Annotated in this window: 19 protein-coding genes and 1 riboswitch; of the genes, 4 read left to right on the top strand and 15 right to left on the bottom strand. The window is 46.7% G+C overall.

The annotated features are described in order from the left end of the window. Positions 1-138 precede the first annotated feature (138 nt). Together GLW00_RS07365 and GLW00_RS07360 are read right to left on the bottom strand one after the other, a co-directional pair. Positions 139-1,374 carry an MFS transporter gene (locus GLW00_RS07365; RefSeq protein ID WP_160912682.1) on the bottom strand — a complete coding sequence of 412 codons (1,236 nt, stop codon included), beginning with the start codon at positions 1,372-1,374 and terminating at the stop codon, positions 139-141. A gap of 60 nt (positions 1,375-1,434) precedes the next feature. Beyond that, a complete protein-coding gene (locus GLW00_RS07360) occupies positions 1,435-2,025 on the bottom strand; it encodes a DUF2087 domain-containing protein (RefSeq protein WP_160912680.1) in 591 nt (196 codons plus the stop codon). Positions 2,026-2,234: 209 nt separating this feature from the next. Between GLW00_RS07360 and GLW00_RS07355 the strand changes: the two genes are divergently transcribed. After that, a complete protein-coding gene (locus GLW00_RS07355; protein WP_160912678.1) occupies positions 2,235-2,495 on the top strand; it encodes a hypothetical protein in 261 nt (86 codons plus the stop codon). 73 nt (positions 2,496-2,568) lie between these two features. Here the strand turns inward: GLW00_RS07355 and GLW00_RS07350 are convergent, their stop codons facing one another. From GLW00_RS07350 to GLW00_RS07320, 7 genes are all read right to left on the bottom strand, one after another. Next, positions 2,569-3,273 (bottom strand): LutC/YkgG family protein, encoded by a 705-nt coding sequence (locus GLW00_RS07350; RefSeq protein ID WP_160912677.1) that lies wholly within the window; start codon positions 3,271-3,273, stop codon positions 2,569-2,571. Then, positions 3,270-4,697, bottom strand: a complete 1,428-nt coding sequence (locus tag GLW00_RS07345; protein WP_160912675.1) for a LutB/LldF family L-lactate oxidation iron-sulfur protein — start codon at positions 4,695-4,697, stop codon at positions 3,270-3,272. The genes GLW00_RS07350 and GLW00_RS07345 overlap by 4 nt, the downstream gene beginning before the upstream one ends. Positions 4,698-4,712: 15 nt before the next feature. After that, positions 4,713-5,429 (bottom strand): (Fe-S)-binding protein, encoded by a 717-nt coding sequence (locus tag GLW00_RS07340; RefSeq protein WP_160912673.1) that lies wholly within the window; start codon positions 5,427-5,429, stop codon positions 4,713-4,715. A gap of 78 nt (positions 5,430-5,507) precedes the next feature. Next, the gene (locus GLW00_RS07335; protein ID WP_160912671.1) at positions 5,508-6,212 is read right to left on the bottom strand and encodes a FadR/GntR family transcriptional regulator; all 705 of its coding nucleotides are present in this window, start codon (positions 6,210-6,212) and stop codon (positions 5,508-5,510) included. A gap of 80 nt (positions 6,213-6,292) precedes the next feature. After that, positions 6,293-7,876: an L-lactate permease gene (locus GLW00_RS07330; protein WP_160912669.1), complete on the bottom strand. Its 1,584-nt coding sequence runs from the start codon at positions 7,874-7,876 to the stop codon at positions 6,293-6,295. A gap of 186 nt (positions 7,877-8,062) precedes the next feature. Then, positions 8,063-8,695, bottom strand: a complete 633-nt coding sequence (locus tag GLW00_RS07325; RefSeq protein ID WP_160912667.1) for a flavodoxin family protein — start codon at positions 8,693-8,695, stop codon at positions 8,063-8,065. A gap of 87 nt (positions 8,696-8,782) precedes the next feature. Further along, positions 8,783-9,643 carry a DUF1028 domain-containing protein gene (locus GLW00_RS07320; protein ID WP_160912665.1) on the bottom strand — a complete coding sequence of 287 codons (861 nt, stop codon included), beginning with the start codon at positions 9,641-9,643 and terminating at the stop codon, positions 8,783-8,785. Positions 9,644-9,943: 300 nt separating this feature from the next. On the opposite strand from GLW00_RS07320, the gene GLW00_RS07315 reads away from it, so the two are divergent. Continuing rightward, positions 9,944-10,291: a YflT domain-containing protein gene (locus GLW00_RS07315; protein WP_160912663.1), complete on the top strand. Its 348-nt coding sequence runs from the start codon at positions 9,944-9,946 to the stop codon at positions 10,289-10,291. Between the two features lie 48 nt (positions 10,292-10,339). Here the strand turns inward: GLW00_RS07315 and GLW00_RS07310 are convergent, their stop codons facing one another. The 4 genes from GLW00_RS07310 to GLW00_RS07295 all read right to left on the bottom strand — a co-directional run bounded on the left by GLW00_RS07310 (position 10,340) and on the right by GLW00_RS07295 (position 14,423). Next, positions 10,340-11,788, bottom strand: a complete 1,449-nt coding sequence (locus GLW00_RS07310) for a phospholipase D family protein (protein ID WP_160912661.1) — start codon at positions 11,786-11,788, stop codon at positions 10,340-10,342. A gap of 199 nt (positions 11,789-11,987) precedes the next feature. Beyond that, positions 11,988-12,554 carry an energy-coupled thiamine transporter ThiT gene (gene thiT, locus GLW00_RS07305; RefSeq protein ID WP_160912659.1) on the bottom strand — a complete coding sequence of 189 codons (567 nt, stop codon included), beginning with the start codon at positions 12,552-12,554 and terminating at the stop codon, positions 11,988-11,990. An 88-nt stretch (positions 12,555-12,642) separates the two neighbouring features. After that, positions 12,643-12,742: riboswitch (TPP riboswitch) on the bottom strand. A gap of 81 nt (positions 12,743-12,823) precedes the next feature. Beyond that, on the bottom strand, positions 12,824-13,564 hold the full coding sequence (locus tag GLW00_RS07300; protein WP_160912657.1) for an alpha/beta hydrolase: 741 nt from the start codon (positions 13,562-13,564) through the stop codon (positions 12,824-12,826). After that, a complete protein-coding gene (locus tag GLW00_RS07295; RefSeq protein WP_326314672.1) occupies positions 13,518-14,423 on the bottom strand; it encodes an SDR family oxidoreductase in 906 nt (301 codons plus the stop codon). Before GLW00_RS07295 ends, GLW00_RS07300 begins: the two co-directional genes overlap by 47 nt. A gap of 205 nt (positions 14,424-14,628) precedes the next feature. Here GLW00_RS07295 and yfkAB point away from each other — a divergent pair, with 205 nt between their 5' ends. Then, positions 14,629-15,753: a radical SAM/CxCxxxxC motif protein YfkAB gene (gene yfkAB / locus GLW00_RS07290; RefSeq protein WP_160912653.1), complete on the top strand. Its 1,125-nt coding sequence runs from the start codon at positions 14,629-14,631 to the stop codon at positions 15,751-15,753. Between the two features lie 18 nt (positions 15,754-15,771). Next, entirely contained in the window at positions 15,772-16,353 is a 582-nt protein-coding gene (locus GLW00_RS07285) for a YgjP-like metallopeptidase domain-containing protein (protein ID WP_160912652.1), read from the top strand. A gap of 40 nt (positions 16,354-16,393) precedes the next feature. Here GLW00_RS07285 and zupT read toward each other — a convergent pair whose 3' ends face one another. Together zupT and GLW00_RS07275 are read right to left on the bottom strand one after the other, a co-directional pair. Continuing rightward, positions 16,394-17,200 (bottom strand): zinc transporter ZupT, encoded by an 807-nt coding sequence (zupT, locus tag GLW00_RS07280; RefSeq protein WP_160912650.1) that lies wholly within the window; start codon positions 17,198-17,200, stop codon positions 16,394-16,396. Between the two features lie 216 nt (positions 17,201-17,416). Then, positions 17,417-18,082 (bottom strand): SIMPL domain-containing protein, encoded by a 666-nt coding sequence (locus GLW00_RS07275; RefSeq protein WP_160912648.1) that lies wholly within the window; start codon positions 18,080-18,082, stop codon positions 17,417-17,419. Positions 18,083-18,150 lie beyond the last annotated feature (68 nt).

Genomic DNA, 18,150 nt, shown 5'->3' with positions numbered 1-18,150 from the left:
GGTGTCTCGTTGAGGATGTTCTCTATTTATAATCTTCTCTTTTTCTATCCGTTTCCCTTTATTTTCAGGTGTTTACTTTTACCTTTCACAGAATCATTTTTTCATTTATCGAATCAATGGCACAGACCTCGGTGTCTTCTAAAAACCCTCTTTCCCATCTTTCTGTTGTGGGTCGCGGCCGGTTTCCAGACTACCCTTGTCCAATGAGGATTCTGCCTCTACCTTTTTCTTAAATAGGAAATAGAACCCTAGCAGCAAGACACCTCCAGCGATCCCGATTCCCCCTCCCCACAAACCAAGGGTCCGGGCACTATAAACATCCAGAAACCAACCAGAGGACAACATCATGAGTCCGAGCTGGACGTTGGCCCATGATTCCATCCAGCCTAAAACCCGCCCCTGTTCTTCAGCTTTCGTATGTTTCATAAGAAAAGCATCCAGCAAAGTCCCCATTATGCCGCCGGTCAAGGCGATCGTTACAAAAGTGAACCACAGTCCCGGAAAAATGGTCATGCGGCTTGCGAGCAGATGGAGCCCTCCTTCGATGATGAGGAGAGCGAGGCATAAGGGCAGTCGATAGCTTTTGATTTTGCTGGAGAAAAAGAAACTGGCCACCAACCCTGTGCCGAGAGCCCCATATAAGAAACCGACGCCAAGTTCACCAAGTGGAAATGTTTCAGCACCATAAACACTAATCAAGACATTAAACGCCCCATCCATCGTGGCTCCAACCAACTGGATGGCAAGAATAAACATCATCCACCCTTTCCATTCGATGCGTCTTCTCCTGTGTTCTTTTTCAAAATGGCTATTATATGTGCCCCCCTTCAAAGCAAGAAGCAGGACAGCCGCTGTGATAAAGGAAAGACCGTTCAGCCAGAAGGCAAAGGAAGTACCGAAGACATAAGCCACGACGCCACCCGTAATGGATCCTGCGATCAAAACCACTCCTTGCAGCAGCTGCTCCCATCCATTCACCTTCACCAAATCCTCTTTCTCAACAATTGAAGCAATAAAGCTTTTACGGACAGGTTGATAAACAGCTTCTCCACATGCAAGAATGAACATCGCAGTAAAAACGAGCCACACCATCTCCTTCGTATCGACAAGCAGAAAACTGAGAGCAAACGGAAGCCTGAACACGTCGGTCAGCATGAGTATCCACTTTTTGTTCAAACGATCAGCAAGCCTTCCCCCCAGTGGAGATAGCAGTAAGTATGGAATGACTCTTAATCCAAGGGCCGCTCCTACCGCCACTCCCGAACCGGTCAGTTGTAAAAGAAGCGTCAGGACAGCCACCTGGCTGAACCGGTCACCGATTCCATTGACGATCCCTGAATAAAACAAATAGCGGTATGAATGATGGCGGATCATATCATCCACAACCAGTTAGATATACATCTAATTAGGTGTTCAAAAAAAGAAGCCATGTCGTCACCTTTGGACGACGACCGGCCACATTTCTACGGGGTTCAGCTCATACTGATTGTTTTCCCGGTACATGAACTGCTGCATGATCCATTCCCGTCTGACAGTCGCAAAATCATCAAAGAATGTCTTGATATATTCATTGACCTCTTTCTCGTCATACGTTTTTCCATGCTCAAACCATTGGACAAAGTAAGAAAGAATGACGTTCTTCTTCTTCAGCTGGCTCGGCATCTGCTTCAATGTACCTTCGACCGTGACGAAATTTTTTATGATCTTCGCCTGATCTTTCGCATCGACTTTCAATTCTTCGGCTACCACTCGTTCATCATCTCCAATCCTTAAGATCGCGGTCGTCATGAATTCCAAATTCTGTTCATTCAAATAAAAATAAATCGTATTTTTATCCCTTCTCGAGTAGACCGCCCCTGTATCTTTCAACTTCTTCAAATGGTGGGTAATCGTCGGCGGACGCAGTCCTAACTTTCCGGCAATCGCCTGTCCGTGCAGCGGACCCTTCCGGAGAAGCGCAATGATCCGCAGTCTTGTCGGATCTCCCACCGCTTTATGAAACGCGACCATTTTCTCTAATTGCATCTTTCCACCCCACTAATTAAATGTATATCTAATTAAACAATAATCTAATTAGATGAAACTGTCAATCATGATTTCTGATTCCAGTACCACGGAATGAGAGATTCCTCTCTTAATGATTTGTATAATTTTTCTAGTTCTGAAATAATGGAGCCAAGCTTGATTTTTCATAAATGAAGATATCGTTCATTTGTGCAGGAGAGGGGGATCTTATGAAAAAGCTGTTTTTCCTGTTTCTATTATTCGTGAACGTCTTTTATATCGCGCATGCCCTTTTTGATTTCGGACTGAGGATGTCCCTGCCATGGAACGTTCTGTTCGGTTTTTTATTCATCACGAGCCTTCTCTATTCCAGCATCCATCTCTTACGCTCCAAAAAGTACGCTCTATTGAGCGTGACCGTCCTATCCCTCAGTTTAGCCTCACTTGGCTGGTTTACGTTCATCAACTATCTCTCTCTGATCATGGGGTAAGGCAAGCAGGAAATGCATTGAGCAAGACACAAAAAAAGCACCCGTACCGGGTGCTTTTTCGTTAGGGGCATCCTTATAAATCATCAACCAGAATATAGGTCGCTTTCACAGGTCCGTGCACCCCGACAATCAAGTTCATTTCAATATCCGCACTGTTACTTGGTCCTGTAATGAAACTGACGCACGACGAGACAGGATTTCCTTTCTGTTCCTGCTCATGAATCACACGGGCCGCCTGCGTCATTCTCGGTACGAGTGTACTTTTCGGAATGATGGCGATGAACGTTTCAGGGAGCAGACTGATCGATCTGCCATTATACGAATCATTAAAAAGGGTCACCGTTCCGGATTCGGCAAGGGTGATATCACTAAAGACAATGCCGAGGCCTGCCTGCTCGGCGAAAGCAACGTCACCTTCCTGGTCATTCCAGATACGAAGGTCGAAGTCATCTTCCGCAAGCTCTTCATAAATCCCCCGCACGCCGAAATCATCCAACCTCGGACCTCCTGCGCTGATGACTTTTTTCGAACCCTCAAACGAAGCGAGAACCTTATTTAAGGTGTCAGCAAGGCCTGATTGTGTCGTCCGTTCGAAGGAAGTATGAATGACGCGGCATTGGGCTTCCAGCATTTCGATCAGTTCGTCCTGAGTGGCTCCCTGGAAAACACGGTCCTGCGGTTGGACAGAATACACAGGAGGTTTCACTTCTGTCCGCCGCTCTCTTCCAAGATTCTCAGCGACACGATCCAGAAACGATGTCCGGTTATGAACCGTCATGCTTCCCCCCTCCTTTTTTCTCGTTGTTTATACCATTCGCGGAAGTTTTTCTTCGCAGGTGCAGGAAAATCCCTGCTCTGTGTCCATCCTTTCAGCGGCCCTGGTCCATTTTCAATCTGTTCGTCTTTCGTCCATGGCTTCATGGCAGTCCTCGCCATTTTCGTACTTAATTTATAGGCAGCTGGCGTAGAGGCCCATTTGGCGAATCCTTTCATCATCCATTCCTCTGACTTCGCTCCCATTTGCTCCCGCTCGACGATAATTTCACGGTGGCGGATCAAATGTTCATGAAGGGGAATTTTCACAGGACAAGCCTCTGTACAGGCGGCGCATAACGTGGACGCATAAGGCAGGTCTTTATGGTCTTCGTACCCGTCAAGGAGCGGGGTCAGGACGGCACCGATCGGACCTGGATAAATCGATCCGTACGAGTGGCCGCCCACATGACGGTACACCGGACAGGCGTTTATACAGGCGGCACAGCGGATGCAATGGAGGGCCGACTGGAATTCCGTCCCTAAAATTTTCGAACGGCCATTATCGACGATGACCAGATGGAAATCCTCCGGGCCGTCCGTTTCGTCATCTAAACGCGTACCCGTGAGTGCCGTAATGTAGCTCGTCAGTTTTTGGCCGACGGCTGCTCTCGTAAGTAGGCTGACGACGACTTCAAGCTCTTCCCAAGTAGGAACGACGCGTTCCATTCCCATAACAGCAATGTGAGTATCAGGAAGAGAGGTTACCATACGGGCATTTCCTTCATTCGTGACAAGCGTGACCGCGCCGGATTCCGCAACAGCAAAATTACAGCCCGTCACACCTAAATCCGCTTCTAGGAAATCTTTCCGGAGCTGTTCGCGGGCAAAAGCGGCCAGTTCCTCGGGCCGATCGGTTTTCGTGTACCCTTTCTTATTCGCAAACGTTTCCCGGATCTGCTCTTTATTTTTGTGAAGGGCAGGTGTGACGATGTGGGATGGCGGATCTTCATCGAGCTGCAGGATCCACTCTCCCAAGTCCGATTCCACTACTTCACAGCCGCTTTGTTCCAATGCTTCATTCAAGCCGATTTCTTCTGTGACCATCGACTTCGATTTCACCACTTTGCGGGCCTGCTTTTTCTTCGCGACTTCCTTGACGTACGCGTTCGCTTCCTCAGCGGTTTCCGCAAAAAACACCGTTCCGCCCCGTTTTTCCACCTGCTCACTGAGCTGATGCAGGTAGTAGTCCAGGTTTTCCATCGTATGATGACGGATTTCTTCACCAAGCGTCCGCCAGTCTTCCCAATCGCCGAGTTCTTCAGCCGCTTTCAGGCGTCCGGTTCGGAAGCGGCCCTGCGCCGAAGATACGGCCTGTCTCATGAAGCTGTTCTCAATTCCGGCCTGAATCCGTTCGGCATACGGCTTGTCCCCAATTCTTATTCCCATGTGACCTCTCCTTTCTTATTGGCTGTTCAGCACTTGAGCAATGTGCAGCACTTTCACATCCTGTTTGTTGCGTCGCATGCAGCCCCCCATGTTCATCAGGCAGCCCATATCCCCACCAATGAGATATTCCGCTCCAGTTTCGTCGATATGCTGGGCTTTTTCTTCCACCATCTGTCCGGACACGGCCGCATTCTTAACGGCGAACGTTCCTCCGAACCCACAGCAGTCTTCCTTCATGGGCAGTTCGATCAAATTCAAGCCTTCCACGTTTTGCAGTAAAATTCTCGGCGCATCACTCACTCCCAAGAGACGAGTCATATGACAGGACGGATGATACGTCGCTGTCCCCTGAAACGTCGACTTCACATCCTCCACTTGCAGCACTTCCACTAAAAATTGCGTCAGTTCATACGTTTTTTCCGCGACAGCCTGGGCCCGTGCACTCCATTCCGGCTCCTCTTTCAACGCATGAGGATACTCCTTGATCATCTGCACACAGGAGCCAGATGGACCGACCACGTATGGAGATGCTTCAAAAGCTGTAATCATCTGCTTCATCGCTTGCATCGACTCTTGTTTATACCCACTGTTGAAAGCCGGTTGACCGCAGCACGTCTGATTCTCTGGAAAATCCACCTCACAGCCGAAGCGTTCAAGAAGTTGGACGGTGTCTTTCCCGACGTCCGGGGTGAACGTGTCGCACAGACAAGTAATAAATAATGATACTTTCAAGGTTATGTCCTCCCTTTTAAACATAAGGTCATCAGATGACCTAATTTTTGAGAAAGGATACTGACAACAGAATCCTTTTTATGATAAATATTCAGCTAAATGTTCTTCCACACTTTGCAAGTGACGGACCATCGCTTCTTGAGCCAGGGCTTCATCCTGAGCTTTGACGGCCTCAAGAATTTGTTTATGCTGCTTCAGCAGACGATTCGTTCCTTCCGGCGTATGCAAAAGTTTGCGGGTTTCCCTCATGGCCTGCATCATGATTTCTGACACGCTGTTCATCAAATTGATCAAAATCTGATTTTGTGTCGCCTGGACAAGAGCAATATGAAATTCGAGATCTGCCTTTTCGCCAAGCTCCCCGTTTCCTTTCGCTTCTTCCATATCGGCCAAGGCTCTCTCCATCGCGCGGAGATCCTCTTCACTTCTCGTCCGTGCAGCTGCCCCAGCGGCACCGACCTCGAGGATATGCCTTACTTCCATCAAATCTTTCATGTCGTCTTTTTTCATCAAAAAGGCGACGGAAACAGGCAATGAAAAACGGGAAGGATCGAAAGCTTTTACATACGTTCCTTCTCCCTGCCTCATTTCAAGAATACCCATCGCTCTAAGTGCGCTCAACGCCTCACGGATCGCCGATCTTCCAACGCTGAAGCTGCCCGCAAGACTCTCGACACTGTCCAGTTTGTCCCCCGGCTTCAATTCCCCTTTTTTCAATGAATCCAAAAGCGAATCGGCGACTTGTTCGTATATTTTTTTCGTACGGATCGGTTTATAATTCACGCTGTTTTCCTCCAAAGTTTCGCTCTTCTCTTCCATCTATTCTAATCCAAAACCATAACCTTTAAAAGAGAAAGCGATTTTTATGCAAAGAAGAGATAAACAACAGCAGCGGTCCCGACAAGCAGACCATACAACAAGGCAGGGCCAATCGTTTTTCTTATGATATCCCCTTCTTTTCCTGCAAGTCCTACGACCGCACCCGCAGCTACGACATTGTGCACACAAATCATATTGCCGGCCGCTGACCCAAGGACCTGCAAAGACAACACCGTATCTTTAGCAAGAGCTGTTTCCTGTGCAATGCTGTACTGAACAGGTGAAAAGGTCAGGGTGGAAACCGTGGCGCTTCCGGTAATGAACGCTCCGAGCTGCCCTAGAAAAGGCGCAACCATGACCCACATGGAACCAAATCCGGCAGCAAGAGTCTGAGCGATGTATTGAGGCATGCTCACAAGGTCCTGTGCGTTCATTCCTGAATTCGTAAACACCTGGACAAGCGCAAGTGTCGCGACTAAAGCCAAAGCCGCATCTTTCATGGAGAGCACAGATTCTTTCGCTGCCTTCGTAAACCGGTCCAAAGACTTTCTCTGCACAACGACAGCCATAATCGCAGCAAAGACTAAAACGGATCCCGGGGAATAAAGCACCTGCCAGGAAGACGTAATGCCCTCCACACCTAAAATATCCGCCCAGGAAAGATCAACCCAGGTCAATGTGAAAGTTTTGACCGCTGGAACGATTCTCGTGACAAGGAGGAGCAGGACAATGATCACATAAGGAGCCCAGGCTGCCCACAAACTCATGGAAACAGGTTTATCGGCTTCTTTTTCCTCTTGAAGTGCTTCCTGCCAAGGTTCTTCAGGAAGTAGAAAACCTTTCTTCGCCGTCAGCGTAGCCACAAGCAGGCCGGTCAAAGAAGCTAAGATCGCCACGAACTCGTAACCGAACAGATTGGCATAAAGATAAGCGGACAAGGTATAGGTAAATCCAATCAAGAGTGTCCAGGGAATCATCACCTTTATATCTGTGAGCTTTCGCTGCTTCCCAAAGAAAACGGTAAGAATGATCACAAGAATCAGTGGAATGAAACTCCCTGCAAACAGATCAAAAAAAGCGACCTGCACCCCGATTTCTTTGTAAAAAGAAAGATCAGCACCTGGAATATTACTCAACCCGACCTGAATCGGTGTGCCCACTGCTCCATAAGAGACGGCTGAACTATCCGCTACCAGCGCAATGGATGCAGCAGCGAGCGGTGAAAATCCTAAAGCCACCATCAACGGCCCTGTCACTGCCGCCGGTGTCCCGAACCCTGCAGCCCCTTCAATCAAGGCACCAAACAGGAAGGCCACAATGACGATCTGTACCCTCATATCCTTGGAGATGCTCCGGAATCCTTGATTGATGCGGTCTACGGCACCGGTGTTTCTTAACGTGTTTAACAGCACAATCGCTCCGAATAAAATAAAAAGGATCGTTAAAGTCTTATGCGCCCCCTCCATTATTGAGGCGGCGATCACCCTTTCCCCTACACCCCAGACGAAGTAAGCAAGACCAATGACAATCAACGCGCTGTACAACATGCCTTTCTTCGCCGGCATCCGTAAAAGGACCAGGAAAATAAAAGGAGCAAGTATCGCACTTAAAGCCACGAGTAAAATCATAAGAATCCTCCCCCAACACATAATTTGTCAACGCTTTCATAACATGTATAAAAGTAAGGTCATCAGATGACCTGCTTTAATTATATTTTATACCTGGAAGGTCGTTTTTGCAATCGCTTTTATAGATTTCATTAAAAAAAGACCAGGCCTTTGGCAGCCCTGGTCTTCTCCTTTGTTGAGGAGCGTTTACTCCGCCTTGTTTCCTTCAGCCGGAATCGGATGTTCTCTTAACATGCGTGCAAAATGGAGGGTGTTATAAGCGAGCATTTCCACATGCTTTTTAGTAAATTCATTGTTTTGACCATCACCCTCTAAATAGGAAGGACCTGGTCCCGCTTCGCCCACCCAGTACGCATCGACGTTCGGCGGAACGGTAAAACCTATGTGTGACATTCCGTAAAGTACAGAAGATGCAGCATGTTTGGCACCATCTTCGTTTCCGGTAATAATGACGCCACCGACTTTATTGTAAAAGATCGACTGTCCTTTTTCGTTCGTTTCCCCACTGCTGCCGTATAAGCGCTCCATCGCTACCGTAGCCAGGCTGCTTTTCTCTCCAAGCCACAGGGGCGTTCCGAACAGAACGATGTCGGCTTCTTTCACTTTTTCAAAGATTTGCGGCCACATGTCTCCGCCACCAAGATCTCCACTGATGCCATAAGGAATATGATAATCCGCCAGACGGACAATTTCTGTTTCGACCCCTTCTTTTTCAAGGATATCGAGAACTTCACGGCTCAGGCCTTCGGTATGGGAAGGTTCCTCTGCCTTCGTTTTCTTCAAAGATGCATTCAGAACGATCGCTTTCAATTGTGTCATGTCATCAACCTCCTATCCTGGCTCTTTCCCCTTCATAAAATCTTTCAATCAAAAAGCCGCACATCTGGGATGTACGGCTTATCTCTATTATTGATTTTTCATGTAATCCAGAACTTTCAAGTCGATTTTCCCGCGCTTTTGCTCACGGCTCTCAAAGTTCTCCGTATGCAAGTAAGTCGTCAGCGCTTCGTAAAAACCATCCGGAGTCACATTCTCTTTGGGTAGGTAATCGAGACGCTGCAAATGATGTTCGACCTCTTTTTTCACGTCCCCTTCCACTTCCACCACTTCCTCAGGCTTCGATGCTCCGAAATAGAGTTGGTGAAGCTGATAAATGCGGTCCAGTTCTTCAATCGGTTCCGGGTGGTCATCCACACGGAGATCGACGGCGACATCACTGAGTTCTCCATAACCTGCTTTATCTTTGACGACGAGGATAGCTGCCGATTGCTTGCCACGGCTGTCTCCCCCTGCACGCTGAGCGGCTTTGATCGCAATCATCAAACGATCGGCAAGAGACCCTTCCGCCTGTTCAAAAGCTTCCCCCATATCTGTCACCGTTTCTTCATTTACAAGGATGTTCCCTTGAGCGGCGTAGTGTCTGCCAACTTTACCACCCGCCCACTCGTAGCACTCTTTTCCTGTAAATGTAGCCCCGTTGCCTTTCGCATCCACGATTCCGACTTGGCGGTCCTCTTTTTGTGGGTCATCAGCAGTCAAACGCTCGATTACTTCTTCCGCGGAATATTCTTGTTCAAGCAGGCTCAGTCCATCCGGTCCATACTGCGGGTTGCCGAAGGCTTGAGTTGCAATCGCCCCGACACCGGCTTTCGCCCAGGGGACAATCGACCCGACGCCTAAAAATTTAGACTGTACAGCCACGCCCCACTCACCTGTTTCAGGGTCGTGCGCACAAATAGAAAACGTAGCAATGATTTTTGATTTCATTTTTTCCCCTCCAATCTTTTATGTAATTCGAGATGGTTGGACAAAATCCTGCAATATTTCGTCTGCGGTTGAGTGCTGAGAAGATTAATTGATATCTCTTGATTTTAATTGATATATTAAAAATTTAATTGATATATTCAAAAACTAATTGATATATCCATTTATTCGTTGATATTTTTACGTCTTGATTGATATCCTTCTCCGTTCGTCTAAACAACCATGACCCATTCAGAAGTTTATCCCACTTCCATGCGGGTACATTCCATACCGTAGCAGCTATAAAAAAAGGAGCGATCTAATATGAAACCAACGGTAAGAGAATACACAAATGACGAAAGACTGATGGAAGATGTGAAGCGTTTAAAAGATGAAGGCATCGACAACAAAGATATTTACATCCTGTCGCACGATGACGACCGCACAGATCGTATCGCCAAGAACGTCAATGCCAATACCATCGGCCTTTCCGAGCAGGACATCAAACATGTGATCAGCAATCTCTTCAGTAAACAGGGCGATGAACTACGAACAAAACTGCAGGAGATTGGATTTTCTGAACAGGAAGCAGAAGAATACGAAGAAGATTTGGATGAAGGGAAAGTTCTTTTGATTGTTACGAACCCTTCCAAAGCAGAAACCTTATTATAAGAAGAAGAATACAAAAGGAGCGCACATTCCGTGCGCTCCTTTCTTATATCAATAGGTTGTGAACCATGTCCATTTTTGCAGATAATAGGTGGCATAGCGAATGAAAGTCAAGTTGTCCTGAAACTCTTTGTAGTCCGCCGTGTAGTGGCCCTCTTCATTATTCCAAATCCGGGTGAAGTAGTCATTCACTTCCGTAAACACCTGTTCTTCCCCATTTCCTTTAATGACAACATCGGCTTCCAAGTTTAAGTTTGAGAGGTTACGGCGCGTATAGTTCGCTGACCCCGCAATGATGACATCTTCCTCGGGATGGTCAATATACAGCATCTTCGTATGATACTGCTCAATATTGACATCATACCATCGCAAATTGATATTTTCGTTACCCAGACGCTTTAACTCAGCAGCCACCGGTAAATTAGGTATGCCAGTCTTCTCGTGACCAAATGCCTTTTTGTTAGGGTCCATAACAATGTTCACCGTAGCCCCACGGTTGGCTGCATCATCAAGCGAGCTCGTAATTTTTTTATCAGCCAAATAGTACATTCCGAGCCAGACGGTGTCCCCTTCACCAGCAGCCGACAATTCATCAAGAATGGATCGGTAAATTTTCCCTTCCGTCACGAATTGGGTCGTCAGAGGACCTTCCTGCTCTTCCCAAGTGCGATCTTCATAGTCAGGAAAATCAGCTTCTCCTGAATAGTTGACGACCGCTTCTTCTGCTTCTAAAATATCTTTGATGATCGGCCCTTTCATCTTGAACGCCACGTTTTCATGATATCCACTCGCATCATGAGGATTGGCTGTCGAGACAATCGCAGATTTCTCTGTGACAAGTATTTTCCTGTGGTTCGCCTTGATGTTCAGCAGTTTCATGTAGGACCTCAAGGTCACATCCGGAGCTTCTTTGGCCATCGGATTACTGATCCAGCCGTTTTCTCCGGTGCCCATCCAGGAAAACAACAGCCGCCAGACACTGGAGTATAAAGGATTCGAGTCTCTTAATTTATTCAAGTTTGTCAAAACAACATCCACACCGCCATCTTCCAGGCGCTTGATCGTCTCAGACTCATACGATCCATACACGGTGTTGATCTGATCGGTTATGAAAACCGCCTTCAAATCAGGGACTTCCTCTTTTCGTTTTAATATGGCGTCAACCAGGTTACTGGATATATCAGGGAACTCGTTTTTTCCATTTGTGTAGCCATTGAATAGAAACATATCGGCCACAATAAAGTCTTCAGCCTCCCCTATCGTCCGGTTGATCTCTTCAAAAACCTGAAGATCATGCACCGTTTTCCCTGCTTCATCTTCATATGTTAAATCACGGAAAAACTCGATGTTTTCCATCTGGTGCTTCTCTCCTTCATAAGAGATCCCCTCAGGAAGAGCTTTCCATGAAGTATGATAAGCAATGGTGACACTTAAAATAGCAATAATAGCGACAATGATCCAAAACCATTTACTTTTTCCAATCCGTTTCAAACGGTCCATTATGTAGCCTCCTCAACTAGAGTGCTTATTCTATTTTCACTATAATGCCCTGTCTCAAACCTTAATAGAAGAAAAAAAATAAAAACATAAAATATTGAACGATATGGCGGGATCGTGGAAGAGTATTGGAAATTCATAGAAGGAAGAACTATTAAAAATCCCCCGTACGATGTCCGAACATCGTACGGGGGGGTTTGATTTAATGGCTTAATAGTTTTGGTCGTTTTACAAATAGGAGACTGACAACAATACTGCTTAAGATAAACGCCGGGAGCATGTACCCACCATTATAGATGAGGGAATACAACCAGACAGGCTGTCCCTCAGGAGCGAATTCGCCGTAAAAGACGATCCCTGCAAAAAAGTGTCCGAAAAAGCGGAGCACGCTTCCAATCAGGCAGCCGACAACAATCCATCCGATCAATCGACGGGACTCTTTCGATTGGATCGCCTTCCATAGCGGTTTCGCTACCAACCCGGCCGCTCCGATTACTGCAAAGGCGACGATATAATCGAGAAACGCCTGAAGTAGTGTCATAATATAAGCGCCGGTCATAATTTGATAGATTCCTAACAGAAGACCGGTGGTGACGCCTCCTTTCAAGCCCCAGCGGAAAGCCATGATGAATACGGGGACCATGGCAAAGGAAACCGAACCTCCCTGCGCCCACAGTTTAAATGATAAAAACGGGATGATATCCAACAATAATGCGAGTGCTGAAAAGATCGCAACTTCTACGAGAAATAAAACGCGACGATTTCTCATTTCAACATTCCTCCTAAAAAAAGACACAAAAAAAGCAACGCCTAATAGGGAAGCTTCCTGATGGAGGAGTCCCAATTCTGCATTGCACCATCAAAAAAGCCGCCATCCCTACGCCAGTGCTAACTGACAGGTTCGAAGGGTCAGAACGAAATGTTCACTCTCAGCCGGAGGCTCCCCTTGAAGGCTTTATACCGTTTACTTTTCTTGATTTGTCTCTATTATAATAAACTTTTTACTAGATTACAAAACCTTTTGTATTTCCCGGGCAATCACTTCGTATTCGTGTACATTTGGAAAAATTCCAAGGTGCGCTCGATGATCATATCCTTGTCATGATCAAGGGTCGCCACATGATAACTATTTTCCAGATGGATAATCTCCTTGTGTTCAGAAAACACCGATTCGAAAATGACTTCCGAGTTGTGCGGAGGTACAACATGATCCTCATCCGATACGAAGATCATGATCGGGCAGTGGATTTCATCCAGTCTATCCTTGACCATGCCCATCAATCCAACCAGCTCTCCGATCGATTTCACCGGCGTGCGGTCATACGCAAGTTCGACCGTCTCCGGATCTTTAATATCGGAACCGATCGCATTTAAAAAGCGTTCATCCGAACCCTGGCTGCTTTCCAGTGCAGGGATATCGATGGCCGCATTAATTGGAATGACTCCCTCAATGTCCCGATACTGACTCGCCATATACAACGCAAGCGTCCCACCCATCGATAAACCGACGACAAATATTTTGGAACACCTGTCTTTTAACCAGGAATAAGCTTCTTCCACTGATTGCACCCAGTCCATATGTGAGGTGGATTCCATATCCTCAGGACTTGTTCCATGACCCTTTAATCTCGGACAATAAACGGTGTAACCAGCTCTGGCATAGGCTTCAGCTAAAGGCTGCATACTTTGTGTCGTACCTGTAAACCCATGAGAGATGAGGATACCGACTTCATTACCCTCGAAGCGCATCTCCTCTGCTCCATGCATCACGTTTTCCATTCAATCCCACTCCTTTGGCTTTCTCTTTTCCAAGTATTTTTTGTAACACTGTATTTTCCAACCACTTCCAAGGAAGCAAGCGCTTGAACCACACATTCGCTCTCACACCGGCACCGATGGGATAGCGGAGTTTCACCAGGGTTTCTTTTTCCATCAATCCGGTCATCAGATCTGATACATCCTGAGGATTGCCATGGGATTCACTGTTCAAGGCATTCCACAACCCCTTTATGTATTCGGCATAAGGTGACTCAGGGTCCTGGGCGGCTTCCGGCATAACAAGACCGGACGACCAAATATTGGTCTGATAAGAGCCCGGCTCAATGAGAGCGACATCAATTCCGAATGGTTTCACTTCGAAACGAAGACTTTCAGATAAGCCTTCCAAGGCGTGTTTGGATGAGACATAAGCGGATAAGCCTGGAAAACCGATCAACCCGCTCACACTGCTGACATTCAAAATCTTCCCACTACCCTGGGCACGCATCAGGGGCAGAACTGCTTTCGTAACGGCAATCACACCAAAAACATTGGTATCAAATTGTTTCCGGTACGTTTCAAGCGGCACCTGTTCAAGAAATCCACCTACCGCATAACCGGCGTTATTCACAAGCACGTCCAAGCGATCCAGCGTATTTACTTTTTCTGAAAATCGCGCGATCGATTGTTCATCCGTCACATCCAATGACCACACTTCAATGCGGTCACGGACCTCCTCGTCCAATGTTTCGTACGCTACGGCTTTTTCTATATTTCTCATCGTGGCGATGACACGAAAACCTTTTTCTGCACATTTCACAGCTGTATGGAAACCGAATCCACTGGATGCTCCTGTAATGAGTACGGTTTGTTTCATGATCTGACTCCCCCTTGTGCTAGTCGTTACCCCATATCATTCGATGTCACACCCTTATTCTCCTCTTTCCATAAAACATGAACAGGTGCATAGGAGTAGATCCCGGCACAATTCCGATACATATTGTATGGTTTTAGGCATATTAATGATAGAATGGTAAAGGTTATCGACCGAAATAAATTTGAATAGAAAGGAAGTTTCATAACTTATGAGTACGAACATGAAGCTTCAGGCGCTTACCCCTTCTTACGATCCGTGGGAAGCATATATGGACGTGGAAGAACACGGAAAAATTACCTTATCGAACATTGAATTTACGACCACAACTCTTTGCAACATGCGTTGTGAACACTGCGCGGTCGGATATACGTTAGGTGCGAAGGATCCGGAAGCTTTGCCGATGGACTTGCTCCGGAAACGGCTTGATGAAATTCCTCACCTGCGTACACTGAGCATTACGGGCGGAGAGCCGATGATGTCGAAGAAATCGGTGGAAAATTATGTGGTGCCCCTCTTGAAATACGCCCATGAGCGCGGCGTGCGCACGCAAATCAATTCCAACTTGACGCTTCCTTATGAGCGTTACATCCCGATCATTCCTTACTTGGACGTTTTACATATATCCCACAACTGGGGAACGATTGAGGAATTCATTCATACCGGATTCGCCAGGATGGAACGAAAACCATCGGAAGAAAACCGGAAGAAATTTTTTGACCGGATGGTGGAAAATTCGCAGCGGCTTTCTGAAGAAGGGGTCATGGTTTCAGCTGAAACGATGCTGAATCGCCGTACGTTCCCATATCTTGAGTCCATTCACGATCATGTCAAAGAAATGAAGTGTGCCCGCCACGAGATTCACCCGATGTATCCCGTGGATTTCGCCAGCAGTTTAGAGACATTAAGTCTTGAACAAATGCGCGAAGGCATCAATCGTCTTCTTGATCATCGTAATGACGATATGTGGATGTTATTCGGGACGCTGCCCTACTATCCATGCAGCTCTTCCCAAGACGACCTCGATATGCTGAAGCGTCTTTACAGCGAAAAGAATGTGACGGTAAGAAACGATCCAGACGGACGTTCCCGCCTGAACGTGAATATTTTCTCAGGGGATATTATCGTGACAGACTTCGGTGACGAGCCAGGGCTTGGGAACATTCAAGACACCAATCTTTCCGATGCCTATGAGAACTGGCTTTCTACGAATACAGCGAAGAGCTTGAACTGCCATTGTCCGGCCGTGAAATGCCTCGGTCCGAACGTGCTGGTGAAGAACACGTATTATGAAGGTGTCGACTTCCAAAAACGAAAAACGAACATTACGTTGTAAGTCAGAAAGGAGACATCAATGCCTATCGTTACTTACGCAGAAAAAACCATTGCTTATACAGTAGAAAAGCAGGACGTCTCTTTTATTAAAATCTACCTCGATGATTTGAATGGAGTAAAAGTGACCGTCTCCCCTCATAAAGAAGAGGCAAAAATTCAGGCTTTTGTTGAAAAGAAAGCGGACTGGATTTTGGAAAAATGGCAGAAGACGCACGACGATCTATACGCAATCGATGCCCTAACTGCTTCCGATAACGTTAAGATTTCTTACCTTGGCCGCTCCTATCGTCTAAGGACCGACCATCAGGAAAAGGCCCGTTTTGCTTTTCAAAAAGGCACCTTCCATTTCGCTTATCCTGAAAATTGGACGGAAGAAGAAGCGAACGAACAACTCCGAGCAGAAGTGAACCATTGGCTTTTCCGTAAAGCAGGTGAAAAATTCCCGACACTTTCCGAGTGGGAAATAAAGGCGGACGAAGACCATTGGAAGCTTGGAAGAAAAGAAACGGACCACATCCACCTTAACTGGCGACTGATTCAGAGATCCAAACAAAAGATTCAGCAGACCATCGAAGATCTGATCCAGGAAAAAACGTGTTAACAAAAAATGCCCAGCAGGCCATCGACCTGCTGGGCATTTTTTATATGAACAAGAGAAGACTCAAAGCCATGACGGCCATACCGGCAACGACTCCATAAATCGATAAATGCGCTTCCCCGTACCTTCTTGATGCAGGAAGCAGTTCATCAAGGGAAATGAATACCATGATCCCTGCCACCCCTGCGAATAAAATACCGAACATCATGTCGTTCAAGAACGGCATCAGTAGAAGATAGGCGAGAATGGCACCGACCGGTTCAGACAAACCACTCAGAAAAGAAAGTTTGAATGCTTTTTTCTTATCTCCTGTCGCATAGTAGACGGGCACAGATACAGCAATACCCTCGGGGATGTTATGAATGGCAATCGCAGCAGCAATGGCTAATCCCAGCGCCGGGTCATTCAAGGCTGCAGTAAACGTCGCGATGCCTTCCGGAAAGTTGTGAATCGCAATCGCCAAAGCTGTGAACGTTCCCATCTTCAATAAATCAGGATCTTTCACGGCTGTGTCCCGTTTCGTCATATCTTCCACTTTTTTCACTTCGTGAGGGTTCCCTGATTTAGGAATGAATTTATCAATCAGTGCGATGACAAGCATACCTCCGAAAAAGGCGCCGACCGTCGTCCACTGCCCTGCCTCGTTCCCCATCGCATCGACGAGTGAATCCTGAGCTTTAAAAAAGATTTCCACCATCGATACATAGATCATAACCCCCGCCGAAAAACCGAGCGCAAGGGAAAGGAACTTCGTGTTCGTCGTCTTTGCGAAAAAAGCGATCAAACTTCCTACACCTGTGGCTAATCCCGCAAGCAAGGTTAGCCCGAAAGCCAATAACAAGTTTTCCATGGTACCTCTCCTTCAATTCGACCATTTTCTCTAAGCATATTGTAACGAAGGTTTTTCCTTAGAGCAACTTTTTTAGTTTCAGTTATATTTTATGAGCCCATAAAATAAGTGCTACACATTATTCTCAACTTTTATATTCATATTTAGAACCTCCCGTGCATAATCTATCCTTTTTTGCCCATAAAAAAACCACCTTCCGGATTGGAAAGTGGCGGATTACGGGAAATATTGAAAATGTGCTTCCACTTTTGCGACCGTTTCAAGTGTACCCGGTTCAATCGGAGTGGTGGCTGCTCCAAGAGCTTCTGCTTTTTGAAAACTTTGGACAGGTGCAACAGGCGCTGTTCCTAATTCCATGATCTTGACAGGGGTCTGATCCAGGTTCAACCCCATCGTATTTGCGATGGTCTGCGCATTGGCAAGCGCGTTTCCGAGAGCGATTCTTAACGCCTCTTGATAATTCTGATAGGGGTCACTCACTGTAAATGCAATACTGGATATCCGGTTCGCCCCGGCCGTTACCGCTGTATCAATGACATAACCGGTCTGACTCACATCGTCGATGGTGACTTTCAGCGTGTGGGTCACCTGATAGCCACGGAACTCCTGCTTGCCATCGACATAATCATACTCAGGAAAAATAAAGTAGTCCGCGGTTTGAATGTTTTCTTCCGGTATGCCGGCAGCAACCAATTGATTGCGTACGCTTTCCATTATCCGGGCATTATCCTGCTGTGCTTTTTCCAAGTTTTCATCCTGTGTCACGACGCCAATATTTACATTCGCCACATCCGGACGCACCTGCACTTTTCCGACCCCATTGACCTTGAGAAGTCTTCCCTCTCCTTCTCTTCCGATCTGCCTCATACCAGGATAATACATCTCGCATCTCCCCCTTTTACATTTAATGAAGAAGAACGAAGGATTATGTCCTTTCTCGAGATAAGGAT

Source organism: Halobacillus litoralis, from assembly GCF_009856445.1.
Classification (GTDB): domain Bacteria; phylum Bacillota; class Bacilli; order Bacillales; family Halobacillaceae; genus Halobacillus; species Halobacillus litoralis.
Note: the sequence above shows the minus strand (reverse complement) of the source record. Positions and strands in the feature narration are given on the sequence as shown.

Excerpts from the sequence above, each read along its gene's own strand:
- GLW00_RS07365 (WP_160912682.1), bottom strand. The coding sequence starts at position 1,374 with ATGATCCGCCATCATTCATACCGCTATTTGTTTTATTCAGGGATCGTC.
- GLW00_RS07360 (WP_160912680.1), bottom strand. The coding sequence starts at position 2,025 with ATGCAATTAGAGAAAATGGTCGCGTTTCATAAAGCGGTGGGAGATCCG.
- GLW00_RS07355 (WP_160912678.1), top strand. The coding sequence starts at position 2,235 with ATGAAAAAGCTGTTTTTCCTGTTTCTATTATTCGTGAACGTCTTTTAT.
- GLW00_RS07350 (WP_160912677.1), bottom strand. The coding sequence starts at position 3,273 with ATGACGGTTCATAACCGGACATCGTTTCTGGATCGTGTCGCTGAGAAT.
- GLW00_RS07345 (WP_160912675.1), bottom strand. The coding sequence starts at position 4,697 with ATGGGAATAAGAATTGGGGACAAGCCGTATGCCGAACGGATTCAGGCC.
- GLW00_RS07330 (WP_160912669.1), bottom strand. The coding sequence starts at position 7,876 with ATGATTTTACTCGTGGCTTTAAGTGCGATACTTGCTCCTTTTATTTTC.
- GLW00_RS07325 (WP_160912667.1), bottom strand. The coding sequence starts at position 8,695 with ATGACACAATTGAAAGCGATCGTTCTGAATGCATCTTTGAAGAAAACG.
- GLW00_RS07320 (WP_160912665.1), bottom strand. The coding sequence starts at position 9,643 with ATGAAATCAAAAATCATTGCTACGTTTTCTATTTGTGCGCACGACCCT.
- GLW00_RS07315 (WP_160912663.1), top strand. The coding sequence starts at position 9,944 with ATGAAACCAACGGTAAGAGAATACACAAATGACGAAAGACTGATGGAA.
- GLW00_RS07310 (WP_160912661.1), bottom strand. The coding sequence starts at position 11,788 with ATGGACCGTTTGAAACGGATTGGAAAAAGTAAATGGTTTTGGATCATT.
- thiT (WP_160912659.1), bottom strand. The coding sequence starts at position 12,554 with ATGAGAAATCGTCGCGTTTTATTTCTCGTAGAAGTTGCGATCTTTTCA.
- GLW00_RS07300 (WP_160912657.1), bottom strand. The coding sequence starts at position 13,564 with ATGGAAAACGTGATGCATGGAGCAGAGGAGATGCGCTTCGAGGGTAAT.
- yfkAB (WP_160912653.1), top strand. The coding sequence starts at position 14,629 with ATGAGTACGAACATGAAGCTTCAGGCGCTTACCCCTTCTTACGATCCG.
- GLW00_RS07285 (WP_160912652.1), top strand. The coding sequence starts at position 15,772 with ATGCCTATCGTTACTTACGCAGAAAAAACCATTGCTTATACAGTAGAA.
- zupT (WP_160912650.1), bottom strand. The coding sequence starts at position 17,200 with ATGGAAAACTTGTTATTGGCTTTCGGGCTAACCTTGCTTGCGGGATTA.
- GLW00_RS07275 (WP_160912648.1), bottom strand. The coding sequence starts at position 18,082 with ATGTATTATCCTGGTATGAGGCAGATCGGAAGAGAAGGAGAGGGAAGA.